At 70.4% G+C, this 21,004-nt stretch carries 20 protein-coding genes; 9 read left to right on the top strand and 11 right to left on the bottom strand.

What is annotated here, in order from left to right; genetic code table 11:
* Positions 1 to 107 precede the first annotated feature (107 nt).
* The 5 genes from NLX94_RS09130 to dnaA all read right to left on the bottom strand — a co-directional run bounded on the left by NLX94_RS09130 (position 108) and on the right by dnaA (position 6,786).
* Complete coding sequence (locus NLX94_RS09130; RefSeq protein WP_254382102.1) at positions 108 to 665, bottom strand: DUF721 domain-containing protein; 558 nt, start codon at positions 663 to 665, stop codon at positions 108 to 110.
* Positions 662 to 1,798, bottom strand: coding sequence for a DNA replication/repair protein RecF (gene recF, locus NLX94_RS09125; RefSeq protein ID WP_254382101.1), 1,137 nt, complete (start codon positions 1,796 to 1,798; stop codon positions 662 to 664). Before recF ends, NLX94_RS09130 begins: the two co-directional genes overlap by 4 nt.
* Before the next feature lie 112 nt (positions 1,799 to 1,910).
* Positions 1,911 to 2,786 carry a phosphogluconate dehydrogenase (NAD(+)-dependent, decarboxylating) gene (gene gnd, locus NLX94_RS09120; RefSeq protein WP_250738644.1) on the bottom strand — a complete coding sequence of 292 codons (876 nt, stop codon included), beginning with the start codon at positions 2,784 to 2,786 and terminating at the stop codon, positions 1,911 to 1,913.
* A gap of 217 nt (positions 2,787 to 3,003) precedes the next feature.
* On the bottom strand, positions 3,004 to 4,134 hold the full coding sequence (dnaN, locus tag NLX94_RS09115; RefSeq protein WP_243331110.1) for a DNA polymerase III subunit beta: 1,131 nt from the start codon (positions 4,132 to 4,134) through the stop codon (positions 3,004 to 3,006).
* A gap of 879 nt (positions 4,135 to 5,013) precedes the next feature.
* On the bottom strand, positions 5,014 to 6,786 hold the full coding sequence (gene dnaA / locus NLX94_RS09110; protein ID WP_254382100.1) for a chromosomal replication initiator protein DnaA: 1,773 nt from the start codon (positions 6,784 to 6,786) through the stop codon (positions 5,014 to 5,016).
* Positions 6,787 to 7,187: 401 nt separating this feature from the next.
* Here dnaA and rpmH point away from each other — a divergent pair, with 401 nt between their 5' ends.
* The 9 genes from rpmH (at position 7,188) to NLX94_RS09065 (ending at position 13,664) form a co-directional block, all read left to right on the top strand.
* The gene (rpmH, locus tag NLX94_RS09105; protein ID WP_100597229.1) at positions 7,188 to 7,325 is read left to right on the top strand and encodes a 50S ribosomal protein L34; all 138 of its coding nucleotides are present in this window, start codon (positions 7,188 to 7,190) and stop codon (positions 7,323 to 7,325) included.
* Between the two features lie 22 nt (positions 7,326 to 7,347).
* Positions 7,348 to 7,722 carry a ribonuclease P protein component gene (rnpA, locus tag NLX94_RS09100; RefSeq protein ID WP_254382099.1) on the top strand — a complete coding sequence of 125 codons (375 nt, stop codon included), beginning with the start codon at positions 7,348 to 7,350 and terminating at the stop codon, positions 7,720 to 7,722.
* A complete protein-coding gene (gene yidD, locus NLX94_RS09095) occupies positions 7,719 to 8,000 on the top strand; it encodes a membrane protein insertion efficiency factor YidD (RefSeq protein ID WP_076043740.1) in 282 nt (93 codons plus the stop codon). Before rnpA ends, yidD begins: the two co-directional genes overlap by 4 nt.
* A gap of 3 nt (positions 8,001 to 8,003) precedes the next feature.
* Entirely contained in the window at positions 8,004 to 9,110 is a 1,107-nt protein-coding gene (gene yidC, locus NLX94_RS09090; protein ID WP_254382098.1) for a membrane protein insertase YidC, read from the top strand.
* 15 nt (positions 9,111 to 9,125) lie between these two features.
* Positions 9,126 to 9,635 carry a R3H domain-containing nucleic acid-binding protein gene (locus tag NLX94_RS09085; protein WP_254382097.1) on the top strand — a complete coding sequence of 170 codons (510 nt, stop codon included), beginning with the start codon at positions 9,126 to 9,128 and terminating at the stop codon, positions 9,633 to 9,635.
* 152 nt (positions 9,636 to 9,787) lie between these two features.
* Entirely contained in the window at positions 9,788 to 10,498 is a 711-nt protein-coding gene (gene rsmG, locus NLX94_RS09080; protein ID WP_254382096.1) for a 16S rRNA (guanine(527)-N(7))-methyltransferase RsmG, read from the top strand.
* Positions 10,499 to 10,762: 264 nt separating this feature from the next.
* Entirely contained in the window at positions 10,763 to 11,854 is a 1,092-nt protein-coding gene (locus tag NLX94_RS09075; protein ID WP_254382095.1) for a ParA family protein, read from the top strand.
* Positions 11,851 to 12,945: a ParB/RepB/Spo0J family partition protein gene (locus NLX94_RS09070; protein ID WP_254382094.1), complete on the top strand. Its 1,095-nt coding sequence runs from the start codon at positions 11,851 to 11,853 to the stop codon at positions 12,943 to 12,945. The genes NLX94_RS09075 and NLX94_RS09070 overlap by 4 nt, the downstream gene beginning before the upstream one ends.
* Positions 12,946 to 13,046: 101 nt before the next feature.
* Positions 13,047 to 13,664 (top strand): GNAT family N-acetyltransferase, encoded by a 618-nt coding sequence (locus NLX94_RS09065; protein ID WP_254382093.1) that lies wholly within the window; start codon positions 13,047 to 13,049, stop codon positions 13,662 to 13,664.
* Between the two features lie 106 nt (positions 13,665 to 13,770).
* Here the strand turns inward: NLX94_RS09065 and trxA are convergent, their stop codons facing one another.
* From trxA to murJ, 6 genes are all read right to left on the bottom strand, one after another.
* Complete coding sequence (gene trxA / locus NLX94_RS09060; protein ID WP_254382092.1) at positions 13,771 to 14,109, bottom strand: thioredoxin; 339 nt, start codon at positions 14,107 to 14,109, stop codon at positions 13,771 to 13,773.
* A 53-nt stretch (positions 14,110 to 14,162) separates the two neighbouring features.
* Positions 14,163 to 15,122, bottom strand: coding sequence for a thioredoxin-disulfide reductase (gene trxB / locus NLX94_RS09055; RefSeq protein ID WP_254382091.1), 960 nt, complete (start codon positions 15,120 to 15,122; stop codon positions 14,163 to 14,165).
* Between the two features lie 125 nt (positions 15,123 to 15,247).
* Positions 15,248 to 16,216 (bottom strand): zf-HC2 domain-containing protein, encoded by a 969-nt coding sequence (locus NLX94_RS09050; RefSeq protein WP_254382090.1) that lies wholly within the window; start codon positions 16,214 to 16,216, stop codon positions 15,248 to 15,250.
* Positions 16,213 to 16,917, bottom strand: coding sequence for an RNA polymerase sigma factor SigM (sigM, locus tag NLX94_RS09045; protein ID WP_254382089.1), 705 nt, complete (start codon positions 16,915 to 16,917; stop codon positions 16,213 to 16,215). Before sigM ends, NLX94_RS09050 begins: the two co-directional genes overlap by 4 nt.
* A 24-nt stretch (positions 16,918 to 16,941) precedes the next feature.
* Positions 16,942 to 18,669 (bottom strand): protein kinase family protein, encoded by a 1,728-nt coding sequence (locus tag NLX94_RS09040; RefSeq protein ID WP_254382088.1) that lies wholly within the window; start codon positions 18,667 to 18,669, stop codon positions 16,942 to 16,944.
* 117 nt (positions 18,670 to 18,786) lie between these two features.
* The gene (murJ, locus tag NLX94_RS09035) at positions 18,787 to 20,970 is read right to left on the bottom strand and encodes a murein biosynthesis integral membrane protein MurJ (protein WP_254382087.1); all 2,184 of its coding nucleotides are present in this window, start codon (positions 20,968 to 20,970) and stop codon (positions 18,787 to 18,789) included.
* Between the last annotated feature and the right edge of the window lie 34 nt (positions 20,971 to 21,004).

Raw genomic sequence — 21,004 nt, 5'->3', positions numbered from 1 at the left:
GTACGAGTGAGGGCGCGCGCAGGCATGCGGGAGCCGTGGGGCAGGCACACGGCAGGCCTACGAGGCCACCCGCGCGCGGTGGGACACGCCGGGCCGGCCACCCGCCCTCACCCGTAGTTGTCCCCCGGGCCGGTGCTCCCCGGCGCCCGCAGGGGCCCGTACCGCTTGGGCCCGCCGCCAGGGCCGTGCACCTTGATCAGCCGGACGGTGCCCTGCCCCAGGTCCGCGTTGAGCCGGGCCACCAGCTGCGGCGCCAGCAGCTTCAGCTGCGCCGCCCACGCCGAGGAATCGCAGCGGACCACCAGCTCGCGGTCCTCGTACCGGTCCGGAACGCAGTGCGTCGCGATGTCCCGGCCGACGATCTCCGGCCAGCGCTCCATCACGCCCGCCACCGCCATCGGCATCTCCCAGCCGCGCTCCGTGCGCAGCCGGTCCAGCGCCGCCATCAGCGGCATCGGGTCCCGGCCGTCCGCGCGGGCGCCCGAGCGCAGGCCCGGCCGGTAGCCGCCCTTCTTGTTCTGCGCCGCGTTGCCGCGGGCCCGCGCCTGCTCGCGCGCCGCCGCCAGCGCCTGGCGCGCCAGGTCCACGCCCGAGGGCTCGGCCGCCTTGCGCGGCGGGTCCTGCGACTGGGGGTTCTGCGAGGGGTCCTGCTCCTTGCCGCTCACAGCCGGGTCACCTCCCCGCCGGACACCGCGAACCGGGTCCCGACCAGCACCCCGGGCACGTCGTCGTCCACGGCCGCCGTCACCAGCACCTGCTCGCCCGGCGCCACCAGCTCCGCCAGCCGCTCCCGGCGCCGCGCGTCCAGCTCCGCGAACACGTCGTCGAGGATCAGCACCGGCTCGCTGCCCTCCGAGCGCAGCAGCTCGTAGGAGGCCAGCCGCAGGGCCAGCGCGTACGACCAGGACTCGCCGTGGCTCGCGTACCCCTTCGCCGGCAGCTCCCCCAGGCGCAGCAGCACGTCGTCGCGGTGCGGGCCGACGAGGGTCACCCCGCGCTCGATCTCCTGCTTGCGCACCTCCCCCAGCGCACCGAGGAGGACCTCGTAGAGCGCCTCGCGGGTGCGGGCCCCGCCGCCGTCCACCTGCTCGCCCGCGGAGGACTTGTAGGCCACCCCGAGCGGGCCGCCGCCGGGCGCGAGCTGCTCGTACGCCTTGTCCGCCAGCGGCAGCAGGGTCGCGAGCAGGTCGAGCCGGTGGGCGAGCAGCTCCGCGCCCGTGCGCGCCAGGTGCTGGTCCCACACGTCGAGCGTGGACATGTCCATGGAGCGGCCGCCGTGCCGGCGGGCCATCGCCGCCGACTTCAGCAGGGTGTTGCGCTGCTTGAGCACCCGCTCGTAGTCCGAGCGGACGGCCGCCATGCGCGGCGAGCGGGCCGTGACGAGCTCGTCGAGGAAGCGGCGCCGCTCCCCGGGATCACCCTTGACCAGGGCCAGGTCCTCGGGGGCGAACAGCACGGTCCGCACGATGCCCAGCACGTCCCGCGGCCGCACCTGCGAGGACCTGTTGATCCGGGCCCGGTTGGCGCGCCCCGGGTTCAGCTCCAGCTCCACGAGCTGCTGCCGCTCGCCCTGGGTGACGGCGGCCCGGATGACGGCGCGCTCGGCGCCCATCCGCACGAGCGGGGCGTCCGAGGAGACCCGGTGGCTGCCGAGCGTCGCGAGGTAGCCGATCGCCTCGACCAGATTGGTCTTGCCCTGGCCGTTGGGGCCCACGAAAGCGGTGACGCCCGGGTCGAGGGGAACCTCGGCCCGGGCGTACGAGCGGAAGTCGGCCAACGAGAGATGCGAGACGTGCATGTGGCGCCGACCTCCCCCGGCTTCCTGCTGCTCTGCTGTTCTCCGCTCCACAGGCTGTGCACATCCAGACCTGGATCTGTGGATCTGTGTGGACCTGTGGAGCGGTTGTGGATTACTTCTTCTCGACCGCGTGGCCGCCGAACTGGTTGCGCAGCGCGGCGATCATCTTCATCTGCGGGGAGTCGTCCTGGCGGGACGCGAAGCGCGCGAAGAGCGAGGCCGTGATCGCGGGCAGCGGCACGGCGTTGTCGATCGCGGCCTCGACCGTCCAGCGGCCCTCGCCGGAGTCCTGCGCGAAGCCGCGCAGCTCCTGCAGGTGCTCGTCCTCGTCCAGCGCGTTCACGGCCAGGTCCAGCAGCCAGGAACGGATGACCGTGCCCTCCTGCCAGGACCGGAAGACCTCGCGGACGTCGGTGACCGAGTCGACCTTCTCCAGGAGCTCCCAGCCCTCGGCGTAGGCCTGCATCATGGCGTACTCGATGCCGTTGTGGACCATCTTCGCGAAGTGGCCGGCACCGATCTTGCCCGCGTGCACGGCGCCGAACTCGCCCTCGGGCTTGAGGGCGTCGAAGATCGGCTGGACGGCCGCGACGTGCTCCTTGTCGCCGCCGTACATCAGCGCGTAGCCGTTCTCCAGGCCCCACACGCCGCCCGAGACTCCGCAGTCCACGAAGCCGATGCCCTTGGCGGCCAGCTCGGCGCCGTGCTTCTCGTCGTCGGTCCAGCGCGAGTTGCCGCCGTCGACGACGATGTCGCCGGGCGAGAGCAGGCCCGCGAGCTCGTCGACGGTGGACTGGGTCGCCGCGCCGGCCGGGACCATGACCCACACCACGCGGGGGGCCTGCAGGCTGTCCACAAGTTCCGACAGGCTGTGGACATCGGCGAGGTCCGGGTTGCGGTCGTATCCGATGACGGTGTGGCCGGCGCGGCGGATGCGCTCGCGCATGTTGCCGCCCATCTTGCCGAGACCGACGAGACCAAGCTCCATCAGGTGGTTCCTTAAGCGTTGTGGCCGTCTGTGCCGGGGTTCGCCCCTGACCCGGGGACATCCCCCGTCCCGAGCCTACGCCGGGCCGTGGCGCCCGGCGCCACGGGCACTCCGGGTGTCGGCGCCGGGGCTCTCGGCGGGCGGTGGAACGCCCTCGGGCCCGGTCCCGCGGGAAGCGGGGCCGGGCCCGGGGGGCGTGCCGCGTCGGTTCCCGGGCTCAGCCGGAGAGGCGGACCGGCATGATCAGGTACTTGTACGCCTCGTCGGCCTCGGCGTCGACGGCCGGGCGGCCGCTGAGCAGCGCCGGCTTGGTGGACGTGGTGAAGCTCAGCTGCGCGGCCGGCGAGTCGATCGCGCTCAGGCCGTCCAGCAGGAAGGTCGGGTTGAAGGCGATCGAGATGTCGTCGCCCTCCAGCTTCGCGTCGACGCGCTCCACAGCCTGTGCATCGTCGGAGGAGCCGGCCTCCAGGATCAGCACGCCCTGCTCGAAGCTGAGGCGGACCGGGGTGTTGCGCTCGGCGACCAGGGCCACGCGCTTGACGGCCTCGACGAACGGGGCGGTCTCGATCACGGCGACCGAGTTGAACTCCGTCGGGAAGAGCGTGCGGTACTTCGGCAGGTCGCCCTCGAGGAGGCGGGTGGTGGTGCGCCGGCCGGCGCCCTCGAAGCCGATGAGGCCCTCGCCCTGGCCGGAGCCCGACAGCGCGATGGTGACCGTGTCGCCGCTGGTGAGCGACTTGGCGGTGTCCAGGAGGGTCTTGGCGGGCACCAGGGCCACGGCCGAGGCCTCGGGGTCCTCGGGCTTCCACAGGAACTCGCGGACCGCAAAGCGGTAGCGGTCGGTGGAGGCGAGGGTGACCTTGTCGCCCTCGATCTCGATGCGCACACCGGTCAGCACGGGCAGCGTGTCGTCGCGGCCGGCGGCGATGGCGACCTGGGCGGCGGCGGAGGCGAAGACCTCGCCGGGCACGGTGCCGGTCGCGGTGGGCATCGTCGGCAGCGCCGGGTACTCCTCCACAGGCAGGGTGTGGAGTGTGAACCGCGAGGAGCCGCAGACCACGGTCGCCCGTACACCGTCTGTGGAAATCTCCACCGGGCGGTTGGGGAGGGCGCGGCAGATGTCGGCGAGCAGCCGGCCGGAGACCAGGACGGTGCCGTCCTCCTCGACGTCCGCCTCGACGGAGACGCGGGCCGAGACCTCGTAGTCGAAGCCGGAGAGGGACAGCTTGCCCTCCTCGGCCTTCAGCAGCAGGCCCGCGAGAACGGGCACCGGCGGCCGGGCCGGGAGGCTACGGGCAGCCCAGGCCACCGCCTCCGCGAGTACGTCGCGCTCCACCCGGATCTTCACCGGAAACCGCCTCCTGCTGTTGCTCGCTCGTCTGCCGGCCTTCGTCGTCGGCTCGTCGATGCCTCGACCGATGCCGGGGACCAGTCTGACGTACGGCGCCGACAGTCGTCGCTGCTGGCGGTCAAGTCGGGAGCGAGGTGTCGGGGAGGGCGATCCACCGAGTTGTGCACAGGACCTGCTTGAAAACCGAAACCGGGCTAACTCTCTATGGGGGTAGTAGTAGGGCCTGTGGAAACGGTGGATAACAGTGTTTCCACAGGTCAGGCCGTGTTTTTTATCCCCACACCCTGTGGGCGGCACCGGTGGACAACCCAGTGTCTCTGTGGAGAACAAAAACTTCTGCACAGGCCGTCCCCAGACGACCCCCACTACTCCACAGGTGCGTCCCCAGGTTTTCCCGAGTACTCCACAACCCAAACGTCGACTTCGGTGTGACCGCTTTCACTCGGGGCGGTGACAGGGGGTTCCCTGTTGCCGAACAGTGGACAACGGTGTGGGGAACTCGTCCCATCCTGTGCACAGGACCCGGGAAGCTGTGGACCGCCGGTGGACAACGCGGTGGACAGACCTGTGGACGAAATTTTCGTCCACAGCCTGTGGACAGTCGTTGCGCACAATTCCACAGGGGTCTGACCAGCCCTGATGGTGCCTCACGCCTGGGCCCTGTGGACAGTCTTGTGGGTTGTGGAAGCCGTCCCCAGGGTGTGGACGGAAGAAAGTCGCCCAATCTGTGGATGAGTTGGCTCCAGGGGGGCGTATTCGAACAGGTCGGGGGCGCACGCACGAAGAAGGGCGCCCCCGAAGTGACCCGGGAGCGCCCTCTCACAGCGTTTGGAGGGGCCTCGACGGCACCTCTGCGGCACGTGCACAGCGCCGGCGTCAGCCGTTCTTGATGCGGTTGGTGAGCTCGGTCACCTGGTTGTAGATGGAGCGGCGCTCCGCCATCAGGGCGCGGATCTTGCGGTCCGCGTGCATGACGGTGGTGTGGTCGCGGCCGCCGAACTGCGCCCCGATCTTGGGCAGCGAGAGGTCCGTGAGCTCCCGGCACAGGTACATGGCGATCTGCCGGGCGGTGACCAGCACGCGGCTGCGCGAGGAGCCGCACAGGTCGTCCACGGTCAGCCCGAAGTAGTCGGCGGTGGCGGCCATGATGTCCGTCGCCGTGATCTCGGGCGCGCTGTCCTCGCCGCCGGGGATCAGGTTCTTCAGTACGTCCTCGGTCAGGCCGAGGTCCACCGGCTGCCGGTTCAGGCTCGCGAAGGCCGTGACCCGGATCAGCGCCCCCTCCAGCTCGCGGATGTTGCGCGAGATGCGGGAGGCGATGAACTCCAGGACCTCCGGCGGGGCGTTGAGCTGCTCCTGCACGGCCTTCTTGCGCAGGATCGCGATGCGGGTCTCCAGCTCGGGCGGCTGGACGTCGGTGATCAGACCCCACTCGAAGCGGTTGCGGAGCCGGTCCTCCAGGGTGACGAGCTGCTTGGGCGGCCGGTCGGAGGAGAGCACGATCTGCTTGTTGGCGTTGTGGAGCGTATTGAAGGTGTGGAAGAACTCCTCCTGCGTCGACTCCTTGCTCGCCAGGAACTGGATGTCGTCGACGAGCAGGATGTCCATCTCGCGGTAGCGCTTGCGGAACGCGTCGCCCTTGCCGTCGCGGATCGAGTTGATGAACTCGTTGGTGAACTCCTCGGAGCTCACGTACCGCACGCGGGTGCCGGGGTAGAGGCTCCGCGCGTAGTGCCCGATGGCGTGCAGCAGGTGCGTCTTGCCGAGGCCCGACTCCCCATAGATGAAGAGGGGGTTGTACGCCTTCGCCGGCGCCTCGGCGACGGCCACCGCGGCGGCGTGCGCGAAGCGGTTGGAGGCGCCGATGACGAAGGTGTCGAAGAGGTACTTGGGGTTCAGCCGTGCGGTCGGCTCCAGCGGGCCCGAGGTGGAACCGCCGGACGGAGCCGAGGGCGCGGGCCGGCTGGGCGCCGGGCGCGGGGCGGACTGCTGCTCGTACCCCTGCTGCTCGTACTGGCGCGGGGAGCGCTGCTGCTGGCCCTCGTACTGCTGCTGCTCGTACTTCTGCTGTTCGTAGGAGCCCTGGTCGTAGGAGGAGGGCTCGGACTGCTGCATGTAGCCCGGCTGCGGGGAGGCGTACGGGTCGCGCTCGGGGAAGCCGCCGAGGCGGGGCTGCTGCCAGCCGTAGTCGTCCTGCTGGCCGCCGCGGGGCCAGGCGCCGGGCTCGGAGCGCGGCTGCTGGTAGTCCGGATAGGCGGGGCGGGCGCTCGGGAGCTGGTCGTCCGCGGGACCGGTGTGGCCGCCGGGTCCCGTGTGGCCCCCGGGTCCGGTGTGTCCGCCGGGGCGCTGGCCGCCGTACGGTTCGTAGCCCCCGTCGCGGGAGGGGGGCCCGGTCGCGGCCGGGGGCGAGGGCTCGCCGGCGGAGTCGTCGACGGTGATGGCGATCCGGATGGGGCGGCCGCACTCGCGGCTCAGGGCGTCGCTGATGAGCGGGGCGAGCCGGCCCTCCAGGACGCGCTTGCCGTACTCATTGGGGACGGCAAGCAGTGCGGTGTCCGCCACCAGGGCCAGGGGCTGGCAGCGCTCGACCCACTGCTTGTCCTTGGGCTCGATGCTGTTCTGTCCCTCCCCGAGGAGCTTTTCGAGCACCCTTGGCCACACTGCGGCAAGATCGGCAGGTACGTCAGCCACAGGGCACGCTCTCTCAGAGGGGGTCCCACGAATGTGTGGTTCTTTGGGACGGTCGGGACAAAAAATCCAGGGTCAGGCAACGGTAGTCAGGCCAGCGGGTACGGTTCAAGTCGTTGTCCACAGCCTGTGCACAGTGTGGGGCACCGTCGGCTCGGTTTGACCGGATGGCGTAGCCGCGCGTACCGTAACGAGGTCGAGTTGTCGATGGCTGCTGCCGCCTGCCTACCGATGGGCGAAGATCACTGATTGTGATCGTTTAGCGGTGCCACTCGGGCGAACACGCGAGTTTTCTCCTCGTGGGCGCACGGTGACAGCCAGGCGATGTCCCGCCACAACGATTTATTCTCTGGAGCCCCCGAGTGAGCAAGCGCACCTTCCAGCCGAACAACCGCCGTCGTGCCAAGACCCACGGCTTCCGTCTCCGGATGCGTACCCGTGCCGGCCGCGCCATCCTCGCGAACCGTCGTGGCAAGGGCCGCGCCGAACTCTCCGCGTAACTGACGGGCGGATCGTGACGTCGTGCTGTCTCCCGACAATCGGCTGAGGCGGCGCGAGGACTTCGCGAGCGCGGTACGTCGAGGCCGTCGGGCTGGTCGCCCGCTCCTCGTCGTCCACCTACGTACAAGCGGTGCAACGGACCCGCACGAGTCGGGGGAGATCGATCCCTCGACGCGTGCGGGTTTCGTCGTCAGCAAGGCTGTCGGCATCGCCGTCGTACGCAATCGGGTCAAGCGCCGTTTGCGCCATCTCGTCCGCGAGCGGCTGTCCCAGCTGCCCGAAGGTAGCCTGATGGTGGTACGGGCTCTGCCCGGAGCGGGTGATGCCGGTCTCGACGAGCTGGCCCGGGACCTCGATGCCGCACTGCTGCGGCTCTTGGGAGGCGTGGCTCGATGAAGTACCCGCTGCTCGCATTGATCAAGCTGTACCAGTGGACGATCAGTCCGCTGCTCGGGCCGGTGTGCCGCTACTACCCCTCGTGCTCGCACTACGGGTACACGGCCATCGACCGGCATGGTGCGGTGAAGGGGACGGCTCTGACCGCCTGGCGGATCCTGCGGTGCAATCCGTGGTCCCCGGGTGGCGTGGACCACGTCCCACCCCGGAAACGCCCGCGTTGGCACGAGCAGCTGCGCAGTGCGTTGCGTAGATCTCGCAATGCTCAAGGAGCCTGATTAGTGGACACGATTGCCAGTTGGTTCACCTTTATCACCACGCCCGTTTCGTGGATCATCGTTCAGTTCCACAAGCTGTACGGTGCCATGTTCGGAGCGGACAGTGGATGGGCCTGGGGCCTGTCCATCGTCTCCCTGGTGGTCTTGATCCGTATCTGCCTGATCCCGCTCTTCGTGAAGCAGATCAAGGCGACGCGCGGCATGCAGGCGATCCAGCCGAAGATGAAGGCGATCCAGGAGCGCTACAAGAACGACAAGCAGCGCCAGTCCGAAGAGATGATGAAGCTGTACAAGGAGACGGGTACCAACCCGCTCTCCTCGTGCCTTCCCATCCTGGCGCAGTCCCCGTTCTTCTTCGCGCTCTACCACGTGCTCGCCAGCATCGCCAACGGCACGCCGATCGGTCAGATCGACGGCCCGCTGCTGGAGAGCGCCCGTAACGCGCACATCTTCGGCGCCCCGCTGGCTTCCAAGTTCACGGACAGCGCGGACAAGGTCGCCGCTCTCGGCGCCTCGATCACCGACGTGCGGATCGTCACCGCGATCATGATCGTGCTGATGTCGCTGTCGCAGTTCTACACGCAGCGCCAGCTGATGCAGAAGAACGTCGACCTCTCGGTCAAGACGCCGTTCATGCAGCAGCAGAAGATGCTGATGTACATCTTCCCCGTGATCTTCGCGGTCATGGGCATCAACTTCCCCGTCGGTGTCCTCGTCTACTGGCTGACCACGAACCTGTGGACCATGGGCCAGCAGATGTTCGTGATCAGCCGGAACCCCACCCCGGGCAGCCTGGCCCAGGACCAGTACCTGACGCGCCTGCTGAAGCAGATCGGTGCGCACGGCCAGCTCAAGGGCCGGGGCAAGAAGAAGATCGTCGCGGCGATCGTGGCCAAGGGCCCGGACCGCAACGACAACGAGCGCAAGTTCATCACCGGTCTGACCAAGCAGGGCCTGGCCGCGCAGGCGGACGGCTCCGTGACGAAGAGCGTCGAGGCGACCGTCGACTCCGATGCGGCCGGCGGCGGTGCCCCGAAGCGGCAGCAGCCCAAGCGCCAGTCGAAGTCGCAGCGCCAGACGCCCCCCAGCAAGCCCTCTCCCAAGAAGTAAGAAGGAGTCCCTCCCGTGACGGAAGGCACCACCACCGCCGCCGCTGAGAGTGGCGACACCCTGACCCGCCTCGAGCAGGAGGGTGAGATCGCGGCCGACTACCTCGAGGGTCTGCTCGACATCGCCGACCTGGACGGCGACATCGACATGGACGTCGAGGCGGACCGCGCCTCGGTCTCCATCGTCAGCGACTCCGCGCGCGACCTGCAGAAGCTCGTCGGCCGTGACGGGGAGGTGCTGGAGGCCCTGCAGGAGCTGACCCGCCTCGCCGTGCACCGCGAGACCGGGGACCGCAGCCGGCTGATGCTGGACATCGGCGGCTTCCGCGCGAAGAAGCGCGAGGAGCTGACGGCGCTGGGAGCCAAGGCCGCGGAGGACGTCAAGGCGTCCGGTGAGCCCCTGAAGCTGGAGCCGATGACCCCCTTCGAGCGGAAGGTCGTCCACGACGCCGTGGCCGCCGCCGGTCTGCGGAGCGAGTCCGAGGGCGAGGAGCCGCAGCGCTTCGTCGTCGTGCTTCCGGCCTGATCGGAAGTCCGAGTGTCCGGCCCCGTCTGTCTCGCAGGCGGGGCCGATGTTTGTCAGCCTGGCAGTGACGATGTGGCCCGCGGGACGGCACGGCCACAACCATGCGGTACGGAAGGACGGTCCCCGTGACGGAGGCAGCTGAGCTTCCCCCGATGCCCGAAGAAGCGCCCCCGGCACCTGAAGAGGCGCGCGCGGTGTTCGGTGAGCATTTCCCGGAAGCTGTGCGGTACGCGGAGCTGCTGGCGGACGCGGGTGTCAAGCGGGGCCTGATCGGCCCGCGCGAGGTGCCGCGGCTGTGGGAGAGGCACCTGCTGAACTGCGCGGTGCTCTCGGAAGTGGTCCCCGAAGGCGTCACCGTGTGCGACGTGGGTTCGGGCGCCGGCCTTCCCGGCATTCCGCTGGCCCTGGTGCGCAGGGACCTGAAGATCACGTTGCTGGAGCCGCTGCTGCGCCGCACGAACTTCCTCCAGGAGGTCGTGGAGCTGCTGGGGCTCGACCATGTGACGGTCGTGCGCGGTCGGGCCGAGGAAGTCCTCGGCAAGCTCCAGCCGGTGCACGTGGTGACGGCGCGCGCGGTGGCCCCGCTGGACCGGCTCGCCGGGTGGGGCGTGCCCCTGCTGCGGCCGTACGGCGAGATGCTGGCGCTGAAGGGCGACACCGCCGACGAGGAGCTGGTGGCGGCGAAGGCCGCGCTGACCAAGCTCGGTGTGGTGAAGACCTCGGTGCTGCACGTCGGTGAGGGCATCGTGGACCCGATGTCCACCGTGGTGCGGGTCGAGGTCGGGGAAAGCCCCGGCGGTGTGCGGTTCGCGGCGAAGCGGGCCAAGGCCGCCCGGACGAGCCGTACGCGCCGGCGTCGCTGAGGCCCCGTGGGGCCGCGCTCCCCGGTCTATTGCAGGGGTGTTGAGCCCTATAGGTATGGATTTCGGAGTGTCGTAGCGGCCGGGTGACTCCGCCCGGGCATCGTGTTTCACGTGAAACGTCGCTCTCTGCTGCACGGAATCATCAGCCGCGGTCGTGCGGCCACGTCCCCCCGTCTCCTCAAGGGTGAAGGGGGGACGGAGTTGTCCACATCGGTGGATTCATCCACAGGAGTACGGGCCCCGCTGGTTCGCGACCCCGGTGACATGGCAGGCTCTGTTCATCGCGAGCCTGATGCCGAGGAGAGTGACACCGTGCGGTCAGACGCCAACCTTGCGGGGCCGATGGCCGATCCGGTCCCCGGTCCCCGCTCTGAATCCCCGGGCGCCGATGTTTCACGTGAAACATCGGCCCCACCCCTGGTGGACAACGAAGACACGCCCATCGGCCGTGCCGCCCAGATCGCGGTGGAGGCCCTGGGGCGTGCGGGTGAGGGCCTGCCCAGGCCCCCGAAGACCCGGATCATGGTGGTGGCCAACCAGAAGGGCGGCGTGGGCAAGACCACGTCGACCGTGAACCTGGCCGCATCCCTGGCCCTGCACGGTGCACGGGTCCTGGTGGTCGACCTCGACCCGCAGGGCAATGCCTCGACGGCGCTGGGCATCGACCACCACGCGGACGTGCCGTCCATCTACGACGTGCTCGTGGACAGCCGCCCGCTGATGGAGGTCGTCCAGCCGGTGGTCGACGTGGAGGGGCTCTTCTGCGCGCCGGCCACGATCGACCTGGCGGGTGCCGAGATCGAGCTGGTGTCCCTCGTGGCGCGCGAGAGCCGTCTCCAGCGGGCCATCCAGGCGTACGAGCAGCCGCTCGACTACATCCTGATCGACTGCCCGCCCTCGCTGGGCCTGCTGACGGTGAACGCCCTGGTCGCGGGCGCCGAGGTGCTGATCCCGATCCAGTGCGAGTACTACGCGCTGGAGGGTCTGGGGCAGCTGCTGCGCAATGTGGACCTGGTGCGGGCCCACCTGAACCCGACGCTGCACGTGTCCACGATCCTGCTGACGATGTACGACGGCAGGACCCGGCTGGCCTCGCAGGTGGCGGAGGAGGTGCGCACCCACTTCGGCAAGGAGGTGCTGCGCACGAGCATCCCGCGCTCGGTCCGCATCTCCGAGGCGCCGAGCTACGGGCAGACGGTGCTGACCTATGACCCGGGTTCCAGCGGCTCCCTCTCCTATTTGGAGGCGGCGCGGGAGATCGCGCTCCGCGGGGCCGGATTCCAGTACGACCCCCAGCACCCCCATCAGGGTGCGGGCATGAACAACACGCAGAGCATGGCGGAGGGGATCCAGTGAGTGAGCGACGTAGGGGTCTGGGGCGGGGGCTCGGCGCGCTGATTCCCGCGGCTCCCCAGGAGAAGGTGCCGCCGGTGATCGGTGCCGGGTCGACGTCTCCGTCGGCGGTACCGGTGCTGCCCTCGGAGCGGGGCATCGCGGCGGCGAAGCTGGCTTCGCTGGCGCAGGCCGATGTTTCACGTGAAACATCGGCGGTGGCCGCCTCCCTGAGCGAGCCGGCGCCGGTGGCCGCTCCGGAGGCCGGAGAAGTCCCGGGGGCCACGTTCGCTGAGCTCCCGATGGACTCCATCACGCCGAACCCGCGCCAGCCGCGCGAGGTGTTCGACGAGGACGCGCTGGCCGAGCTGGTGACCTCCATCCAGGAGGTGGGTCTGCTCCAGCCGGTGGTGGTGCGCCAGTCCGGGCCGGGCCGCTATGAGCTGATCATGGGTGAGCGGCGCTGGCGGGCCTGCCGGGAAGCCGGCCTGAGCCGTATTCCGGCGATCATCCGGGCCACGGACGACGAGAAGCTGCTGCTGGACGCCCTCCTGGAGAACCTGCACCGGGCACAGCTGAACCCCCTGGAGGAGGCGGCCGCGTACGACCAGCTGCTCCAGGACTTCAACTGCACGCACGACCAGCTGGCGGACCGGATCGGGCGTTCCCGCCCGCAGGTCTCGAACACCCTGCGTCTGCTGAAGCTCTCCCCTCCCGTGCAGCGTCGGGTGGCTGCGGGCGTGCTGTCGGCGGGGCACGCGCGGGCCCTGCTGTCGGTGGACAACTCCGAGGAGCAGGACCGGCTGGCACACCGGATCGTGGCCGAGGGGCTGTCGGTGCGCGCGGTCGAGGAGATCGTGGCGCTGATGGCTTCGGAGTCGCCGAGTGCGGTGAAGCCGAAGGGTCCGCGGGCGGGTGCCCGGGTCGCGCCCGCGCTCAGCGAGCTGGCGATGCGGTTGTCGGACCGGTTCGAGACGCGGGTGAAGGTGGATCTGGGCCAGAAGAAGGGGAAGATCACCGTCGAGTTCGCGTCGATGGAGGATCTGGAGCGGATTCTGGGGACTCTGGCGCCGGGCGAGGGCCGGGTGCTGGACCAGGGTGCTGCCGGGGAGTGATTCCCGGGCCGGGGGCGGTCATGCCGGTGTGAGCCGGTGCGGGCCGCCCCCTTTGCCTTGTCGCGGTTTCGGGTGATTCGAGCTGTGGATACCATGCGGTCATGGGTCGTCGGCTGGTACCGCTCACGCTGGACAACCTTCAAGACCTGCCCCGGCGTTGCCGGTCCTGTGTCTTCTGGGAGCTGGACCCCGTCAGCGGCGAGGCCGCCGTGAAGACGGGGACCGCCGCCGAGGAGAAGGAGGCGTGGATCTCCGCCGTTCTCCTGGAGTGGGGCTCGTGCGGCCGGGTCGTCTATGTGGACGAGGTTCCCGTGGGGTTCGTCCTGTACGCGCCGCCGGCCTACGTGCCGCGCGCGACGGCGTTCCCGACCAGTCCGGTGTCCCCGGACGCCGTACAGCTCATCACCGCGTGGATCATGCCGGGGTATCAGGGCCAGGGGCTGGGCCGGGTGATGGTGCAGACCGTGGCGAAGGATCTGCTGCGCAGGGGTTTCCGAGCGATCGAGGCGTTCGGGGATGCCCGGTGGGAGGGTCCGGACTGTCTGCTGCCGGCGGACCATCTGCTGGCCGTGGGCTTCAAGACGGTACGGCCGCATCCGACGCGTCCCCGGCTGCGGCTGGAGCTGCGGTCCACGCTGTCGTGGAAGGAAGACGTGGAACTGGCCCTGGACCGGCTGTTGGGCGCGGCCCGGAAGGAACCGGCGCTGCGTCCGTTGTAGGACGGCTGCATCCGCCGCGTCCGCCGCAGGACATGCGAACGGGGCCGCCCCTGGCAGGGGGCGGCCCCGTGTCACGCGATCACGTCCGGTCCCGGACGCGGAGGTGTCAGGCCTTGGGGGTGACGAAGCCGTCGAGGTCGCGCAGGATGGCGGCCTTCGGCTTGGCGCCGACGATGGTCTTGACGACCTCGCCGCCCTGGTAGACGTTCAGCGTCGGGATGGACATGACGCCGTACTTGGCCGCCGTTTCCGGGTTCTCGTCGATGTTGAGCTTGACGATCTCGATCTCGTCGCCGTATTCGGAGGCGATGGCCTCGAGGGACGGGGCGATCTGGCGGCACGGACCGCACCAGGCGGCCCAGAAGTCCACCAGGACGGGCTTGTCGCTCTTGAGGACGTCGTCATCGAAGCTTGCGTCGGTGACGGTCTTGAGGGTGCCGGCCACAGCGGCCTCCTTCTTTTCCTGCGGGGAGTGGGGTGTGGTGCTGCTTGAGGGTGTCAGACCGCTGCGTGCGCCTTCTCGGCGTCCGCGAGGGCGGCGAGGAAGCGCTCGGCGTCGAGGGCCGCGGAGCAACCCGTGCCCGCGGCGGTGATGGCCTGACGGTAGGTGTGGTCGACCACGTCGCCCGCGCCGAACACGCCGGTGAGGCTGGTGCGGGTGGAGGGGGCGTCGACCTTGAGGTAGCCCTCCGCGTCGAGCTCGAGCTGGTCCTTGAACAGCTCGGTGCGCGGGTCGTGGCCGACGGCGATGAAGAGGCCGGTCACGGGCAGCGCGGAGGTCTCACCGGTCTTGGTGTTGCGCAGGGTGAGGCCGGTGAGCTTCGGGTCGCCGTGGATCTCGGCGACCTCGCTGTCCCAGGCGAACTTGATCTTCGGGTCGGCGAAGGCGCGGTCCTGCATGGCCTTGGAGGCGCGCAGGGAGTCGCGGCGGTGGATGATCGTGACGGACTTGGCGAACCGGGAGAGGAAGGTTGCTTCCTCGATCGCGGTGTCACCGCCGCCGACCACGGCGATGTCGTGGTCCTTGAAGAAGAACCCGTCGCAGGTCGCGCACCAGGAGACGCCGCGGCCGGAGAGGGCGTCCTCGTTGGGCAGGCCGAGCTTGCGGTGCTGCGAACCGGTGGTCACGATCACGGCCTTGGCGCGGTGCACGGTGCCGGCGGTGTCGGTGACGGTCTTGATCTCACCGGTGAGGTCCACGGCGACGACGTCGTCCGGAATCAGCTCGGCGCCGAAGCGCTCGGCCTGGCCACGCATGTTGTCCATGAGGTCCGGCCCCATGATGCCGTCCTGGAAGCCGGGGAAGTTCTCGACCTCGGTGGTGTTCATCAGTGCGCCACCGGCGGTGACGGCGCCTTCGAAGACCAGGGGCTTGAGCGAAGCGCGTGCGGTGTACAGGGCGGCGGTGTAACCGGCCGGCCCGGAGCCGATGATGATCACGTTTCGTACGTCGCTCACGGGTTGATTCCTCGTCTCTGCGGACTGCCTGCTGCCTACCGGGGGGCCGGTGTGGACTCTCACCCCACCCAACGGATCCTACGGCGCCTGCATTCCCGAGTTGCGCCCCCGGGCTTCGCGGTCTGTCAGCTCCTGGGGTAGGTCGCGGTGAGCAGGGGCTTTCCGGAGCCGGCCGAGGGGTCGTTGACGCAGGCGGAGCCGACGAGGTAGGCGTCCACGGAAGCGGGGTCGCCCGGGTGGGGCAGGACGACGAGGAAGACGTCCTTGCCCTCGTAAGTGCCGGACTCGAAGCCCAGGGGTGTTTCGGTTCGCCCGGTGGCTTCCTGGATGCAGGCGGGTGCCCTGGGCGCCTCGCCGTTGCCCGGGGCGAGGCTCGGTTCGGACTGAGGGCTGTTCTCCACTCCGAAGGTGTTGTTCTGCTCCCCCGCCGCCTTGTCTCCGGGGGCGGCGGACGCGAGGAGCTGGCGCACGGTGCCGGGCAGCCCCTGAGCGGTGTACTCGGGGGTGCCGGATCCGGACTGCGCGGTGGATGTGTCGCTCTTCAGGGAGTCCTGGCCGGGGTGGTCGCCGGACGCCAGGCTGAACACCAGGACGCCGGCGGCGCAGGCCGCGAGCAGTCCGCCGGCGAGGGCGATCCGGCGGCGTGCGCGACGCCGTCCGGGGCCGGTTGGGCCGGCCGGGTGACCGGAGGGCCGCAGGGCGGCGGTTTCCCCGGGCGGGGCGGAGGACGTTTCACGTGAAACAACGGGACCGGGGGCCCCGGCGGCCGTCCGGGCGGGGCCGGCGGGTGCTGTGAGGTCGGTGGATTCGGGCTCCCCGTGCGGGGTGGTGGCGTCGAGGAGCGCTTCGGCGGCGAGGGCCGCGTCGATCCGGCCGGCGATGTCGACGGGCATCCGGGCGGGGCCGGGCAGGGTGCCGAGCAGGGCCCGGATCTCCTCCAGGGAGGCGCGGACGTCCGCGCACAGGGGGCAGCCGCCGAGATGGCTGCGGACCTCCGCCGTGCGGGACGGGGAGAGGAGGCCTTCCGCCAGCTCGGAGATCTCCGAGACGTCGGGGTGCCCGATCGTGCCGGTCGTGCCGGTTGTGGGGCTCACGCTCGTCCACCTCCGCCCTTCACTGCGTTGGGATCCCGGTCCGGGTCCTCGCGGTCTGCCGCCGGTGGGACGGTTGTCCCCGGTGTCCGGTTCCTTCCCCGCTCGGTATCGGTGTTATCCCCGGTATGTGTGCGCAGATGAGTGAGGAGCGGGACGAGTTTCGCCCGGCCCCGGGCGCAGCGGCTCTTCACGGTGCCGACGGGGACGTCGAGGACGAGTGCGGCCTCGGCGACGGGATAGCCCTGCATGTCGACGAGGATCAGGGCGGCCCGCTGATCGGCCGGGAGGGTGCTCAGGGCCGCCAGGAGCTGCCGGTGGAGGTCCTGGCGCTCTGCGGGCGCCTCGGCGGACTCGTGGGGCTCCAGGAGGCGCTCCAGGCGGTCCGTGTCGTCGAGGGGGGAGGTCCTGCGGGAGGCGGCCTTGCGGGCCCGGTCCAGGCAGGCGTTCACGGTGATCCGGTGCAGCCAGGTCGTGACGGCGGATTCGCCGCGGAAGGTGTGCGCGGCCCGGTAGGCGGAGACGAGGGCGTCCTGGACGGCGTCGGCGGCCTCCTCCCGGTCGCCGAGGGTGCGCAGGGCCACGGCCCACAGCCGGTCGCGGTGCCTGCGTACGAGCTCACCGAAGGCGTCCGGGTCTCCGGCGGCGTGCAGCGCCAGGAGTTCCTGGTCGCTGCGGCCGCCGATGGGTGTTGCCTCGTCCAACGCCGCCCCCTTCGCTGCTGCCGGTCAGCCTGTGAACTTCACGTCGGTGATGGCCTGCTTGTACCCGGCACCGCTGCCGCCCTCGGCGGGAGCCCACGGCATGGCGGTCATCCACAGCAGGATGTACCGGGTCTTGACCGGCTTGTTGACGGTCAGGGTGAAGCTGCTGTCGGAGGTTTTGGCCGTGGCCAGCCTCGGCATGGAGGAGACCGTGCCGGAAGGGTCGAGGGAGTTGGCCGCGTAGAGCGTGGTGGTGGTGTGGTCGCCCGCGAACCGCAGCGCTATGGAGGCACTGGTGACCTCTTGCTCGGATCCGAGGTCGTAGACGATGCCGACGCCGGTCTTGATGGACGGCTTCAGATCGGGACCGTCGAGGTAGTACATGGTGCGCCAGTGCGTGGAGGAATCCCCGTCGTAGGTGTTCTTGACGGATCCCGCGCTCTGGGGCCTGCCATCGGGCGCGTACTCGCGTGCATCGGTGATGGTCAGGGGTACCGGTACCTTCTTCTGCTCGATGTCCTCGGGCTTCTGCTGGGCGTTCTGGCTGCCGCTGCTGCTGCCCTGGTTGTTCCGGTTGAGCAGGGTGTCGGCCAGCTGCCAGCTGCCCAGTCCGAGGGCGGCGATCAGCAGGGCCGCGACGCCCCACTTGAGGACGCGGCCGGTACGGCTCTGCAGGGGCGGCGGCGGAGGGACGACGGTGAGGACCTGGGCGGTGGGCATGCCGGGGCCCTGGGGCCTGCCGTAGCTGCCCTGCTGGTACGTGGTGTGCTGGTACTCCGGAGGGGCCGTGAAGGTGGGCTCCGGCGGGCGGATGCGGGGCATCGCGGCCACCGCCTTGGAGAGCTCCTCCGGGGTGGTGCAGGCGGGCTCCTGCCGCGAGGCGGTGGCTCCGTCGTTGGCGAGGGCGCGCATGGCCAGCTCGCCCAGCCCCCGGTGCACGCCCGCGCGGACCTGGTCGGGGGCGATGAGACCGACGCCCTTGGGCAGGCCGGTGAGGCCGTAGGCGTCGTTCTCGTACGGCCAGCGCTGGGTCAGCGCGGCGTACAGGAGGGCGCCGATGGCCTCGGTGTCCGCGCGTTGCGGGGTCTCGCTGGTGATGCCGCGCAGGGCGGCGTTCACGGCGAGGCCGCGGATGCGGTACTGGCCCGTGGAGGTGCGCAGTATGGCGCTGGGGGTCAGGCGCAGGTGTGCCAGGCCCTCGCGGTGCGCGGCGGCCATGGCCTGGGAGACCTGGCTGACGAGCTGGTAGGCCTCGTGCGGCTCCATGGGGCCCGCGGCGAGGACCGCGGTGAGCTCCGTGGCGTCGGGGAGCCACTCGTGGACGACGTAGACGAGGTCGTTCTCCTCCACGGCGTCGAGGACCTGGACGAACCGGGGGTCGCCGAGCAGGGCCGAGGAGCGGGCGGCGGCCAGGACGGACCGGGCCCGCGCGTGGTCGGCGGGCAGCAGGTGGACGCCCACGGCCCGGCGCAGCTTCTCGTCCATCGCACGCCAGCTGCTGAATCCGTCCAGACGGGTGACGCACTCTTCGAGCCGGTAGCGTCTGGCCAGCTTGTGGCCGCTGTGCAGCTCGGGCGCGGCGGTGGGTGCCGGGTTACCGCGCTCGCCGTCCTTCTCGGGCATGGTTCCGTCCGCGGCTTGTCCGTTCTGGGTGTCCACCCCGTCGGCCGTGGCCTGGACCGTCTCCGCGGCCAGCGGCTCGTCGCCGCTGTTGTCGGCCACGTCGACGGCAGCCGTGCTACGTTCCGCCACCGTCGTCCCCGCCTCCCCATCCGTTGCGCGCTGTCGGCCAGTCTGCGAAGCCATGCCAATTGTGCCCACAGTCCACCGATCTGCACGACACGCCAGGGACGGGGAAGGTTGTACGCATCAGCGTCCCAGGCGCCCGCGGACCATCCCGACCATGGCGTTGAGTTCCTCGATGCGCATGCGCTTGGCGGCGACGAGGAACACGGCCGCCAGGGCGATGCCGCCGGCCACCAGGGCGGTGAGGGAGCCGAGGGCTCCGCTGCCGATGAACCGCAGGACGGCGAAGGCCACGGCGCCCGCCACGGCGGCGGCGGGGACGCAGGCGCCGATGAGGCGGGTGTAGGTGCGCATCACGTGCGCCCCGTCGAGGTCGCCGCCCAGGCGGGTGCGCAGCCGGCGCCAGGCGACACCGACGCCCACGACGTAGCCGAGGCCGTAGGCGGCCGCCATGCCGACGACGGCCCAGCGGGCGGGGAGCACGAAGAAGGCCACCGCGGACATGCCCGCGTTGACGGCGGCCACGATGACGGTGTTGTAGAAGGGCGTCCGGGTGTCCTCGTAGGCGTAGAAGCCGCGCAGGACGACGTACTGGACGGAGTAGGGGATCAGTCCGAGGCCGAAGGCCATCAGGATGAAACCGATGTTCTGGGCGCTCTGCGTGCCGGAACCGGCGTAGAGCAGGCCGGCCATGGGGACGCCCAGGGCGAGGAAGGCGAAGGCGCAGGGCACGATCGCGACGGCCGAGGTGCGCAGTCCGTAGGAGATGTCGTCGCGGACCGCGGCGGCGTCGCCGTCGTGAGCGGAGCGGGAGATGCGCGGCAGGACGGCGGTCATGACGGAGACGGTGATGATGGCCTGCGGCATCTGCCAGAGCAGCAGGGCGTAGTTGTAGCCGGTGATGCCGGTACCGCCGTGGCCCTGCTTGTCGGCCACCTCGCCCGCCCAGGTGGCGAGCTGGGTGACGACGATGAGGCCGAGCTGGTTGGCGAGGACGAAGAAGAAGGTCCACTTGGCCAGTCCGGCCGCCTTGCCGAGGCCGTGGCCCTTCCAGTCGAAGCGCAGGCGCGGCCTGAAGCCGGCGTCGCGCAGGTAGGGGAGCATCGCCAGGGACTGGACGACGAGGCCGAGCAGGGTGCCCAGGCCCAGCAGCCGGACGCCCTCGGGGGTGATGCCGGCCTCGGTGACGCCGGTGGTGGTGAAGCCGCCGAAGGCCCAGATGAAGGCGCCGAAGGTGGCGATGACGACGATGTTGTTGAGGACCGGGGTCCACATCATCGCGCCGAACCGGCCGCGGGCGTTGAGGATCTGACCGAGGACCACGTGCACGCCCATGAAGAACATGGTGGGCAGGCAGTAGTGGGCGAAGGCGACGGCGACGTCCATCCGGGCCGGGTCGTTGGCGATCTTCTGCGACATCATGCCGATGAACAGCGGTGCCGCGAGCACGCACACCACGGTGACGGCGCCGAGCAGGACCATGACGAGGGTCAGCAGCCGGTTGGCGTAGGCCTCTCCCCCGTCCTCGTCGTTCTTCATCGCGCGCACCAGCTGCGGGATGAAGACGGCGTTGAGGGCGCCGCCGCCGACCAGGACGTAGATCATCGTCGGCAGGGTGTTGGCGACCTGGTAGCTGTCGTTGAGGGTGGCGACGCCGATCGCCCCGGCGATCACCAGGGTCCGCAGGAAGCCGGTGATGCGGGAGACGATGGTGCCGGCTGCCATCAGGGCGCTGGACTTGAGCAGGCTGGAGGCGCGTCCGGCGGGCTTGCTCGGTGCCGGGGCGGCGACGGGCGCGTCCTCGGCGGGGGTGCGGGGTGCCGCGTCCTGGTCCCGGTAGAGGTGGGCGAAGGCGTCGGGGCGGGGGTCCTGGTCCTGGTCGGCGGCCTTGGTCACGAGGGAGTCCACGCCGACGAACTGCGTGGTCGTGGCGTGGTCCCCGTAGGGCAGGTGCCGGGACGGGCCGTCCGGTTCGGGCGGCGGGGTCTGGGCCCACACCCGCGGGTCCGGGGCGTACGAGGGGGCCGGCGGGGCCGCGTAGAGCGGACCGGGCTCCTGGAAGGTGCCGGGCGGCGGTGGCGGGTGCGAGGCCCGGTCGTAGAGGACCTCCGCCACCGGGTCCTGGGCGGAGAGGTCCTGGGCCCGGTACGGGTCGTAGGCGTAGGCGTCCTGGACATACGGGTCGTGGTCCGGTGCCGGCGCGGGTGCGGGCACCTGTCCCGGCACCGGGGCGCCGGGGGCAGTGCCCTGGGAGGGCGCGGGCCCGCCAGTGCCCTGCGCGCGGTCACCTTCGTACGGCGCGTTCATCGAAACCCCACCTCATCGTCCCCAGGCCGACCGG

Origin of the sequence: Streptomyces sp. TBY4, assembly GCF_024213195.1 — a bacterium.
Lineage (GTDB): Bacteria > Actinomycetota > Actinomycetes > Streptomycetales > Streptomycetaceae > Streptomyces.
Note: the sequence above shows the minus strand (reverse complement) of the source record. Positions and strands in the feature narration are given on the sequence as shown.

What these genes read in the sequence shown, in the direction of transcription:
- yidD (WP_076043740.1), top strand. Translation starts at nt 7,719, where the DNA reads ATGAAGTACCCGCTGCTCGCATTGATCAAGCTGTACCAGTGGACGATC.
- recF (WP_254382101.1), bottom strand. Translation starts at nt 1,798, where the DNA reads ATGCACGTCTCGCATCTCTCGTTGGCCGACTTCCGCTCGTACGCCCGG.
- murJ (WP_254382087.1), bottom strand. Translation starts at nt 20,970, where the DNA reads ATGAACGCGCCGTACGAAGGTGACCGCGCGCAGGGCACTGGCGGGCCC.
- gnd (WP_250738644.1), bottom strand. Translation starts at nt 2,786, where the DNA reads ATGGAGCTTGGTCTCGTCGGTCTCGGCAAGATGGGCGGCAACATGCGC.
- rsmG (WP_254382096.1), top strand. Translation starts at nt 9,788, where the DNA reads ATGCCCGAAGAAGCGCCCCCGGCACCTGAAGAGGCGCGCGCGGTGTTC.
- NLX94_RS09065 (WP_254382093.1), top strand. Translation starts at nt 13,047, where the DNA reads ATGGGTCGTCGGCTGGTACCGCTCACGCTGGACAACCTTCAAGACCTG.
- NLX94_RS09075 (WP_254382095.1), top strand. Translation starts at nt 10,763, where the DNA reads ATGGCAGGCTCTGTTCATCGCGAGCCTGATGCCGAGGAGAGTGACACC.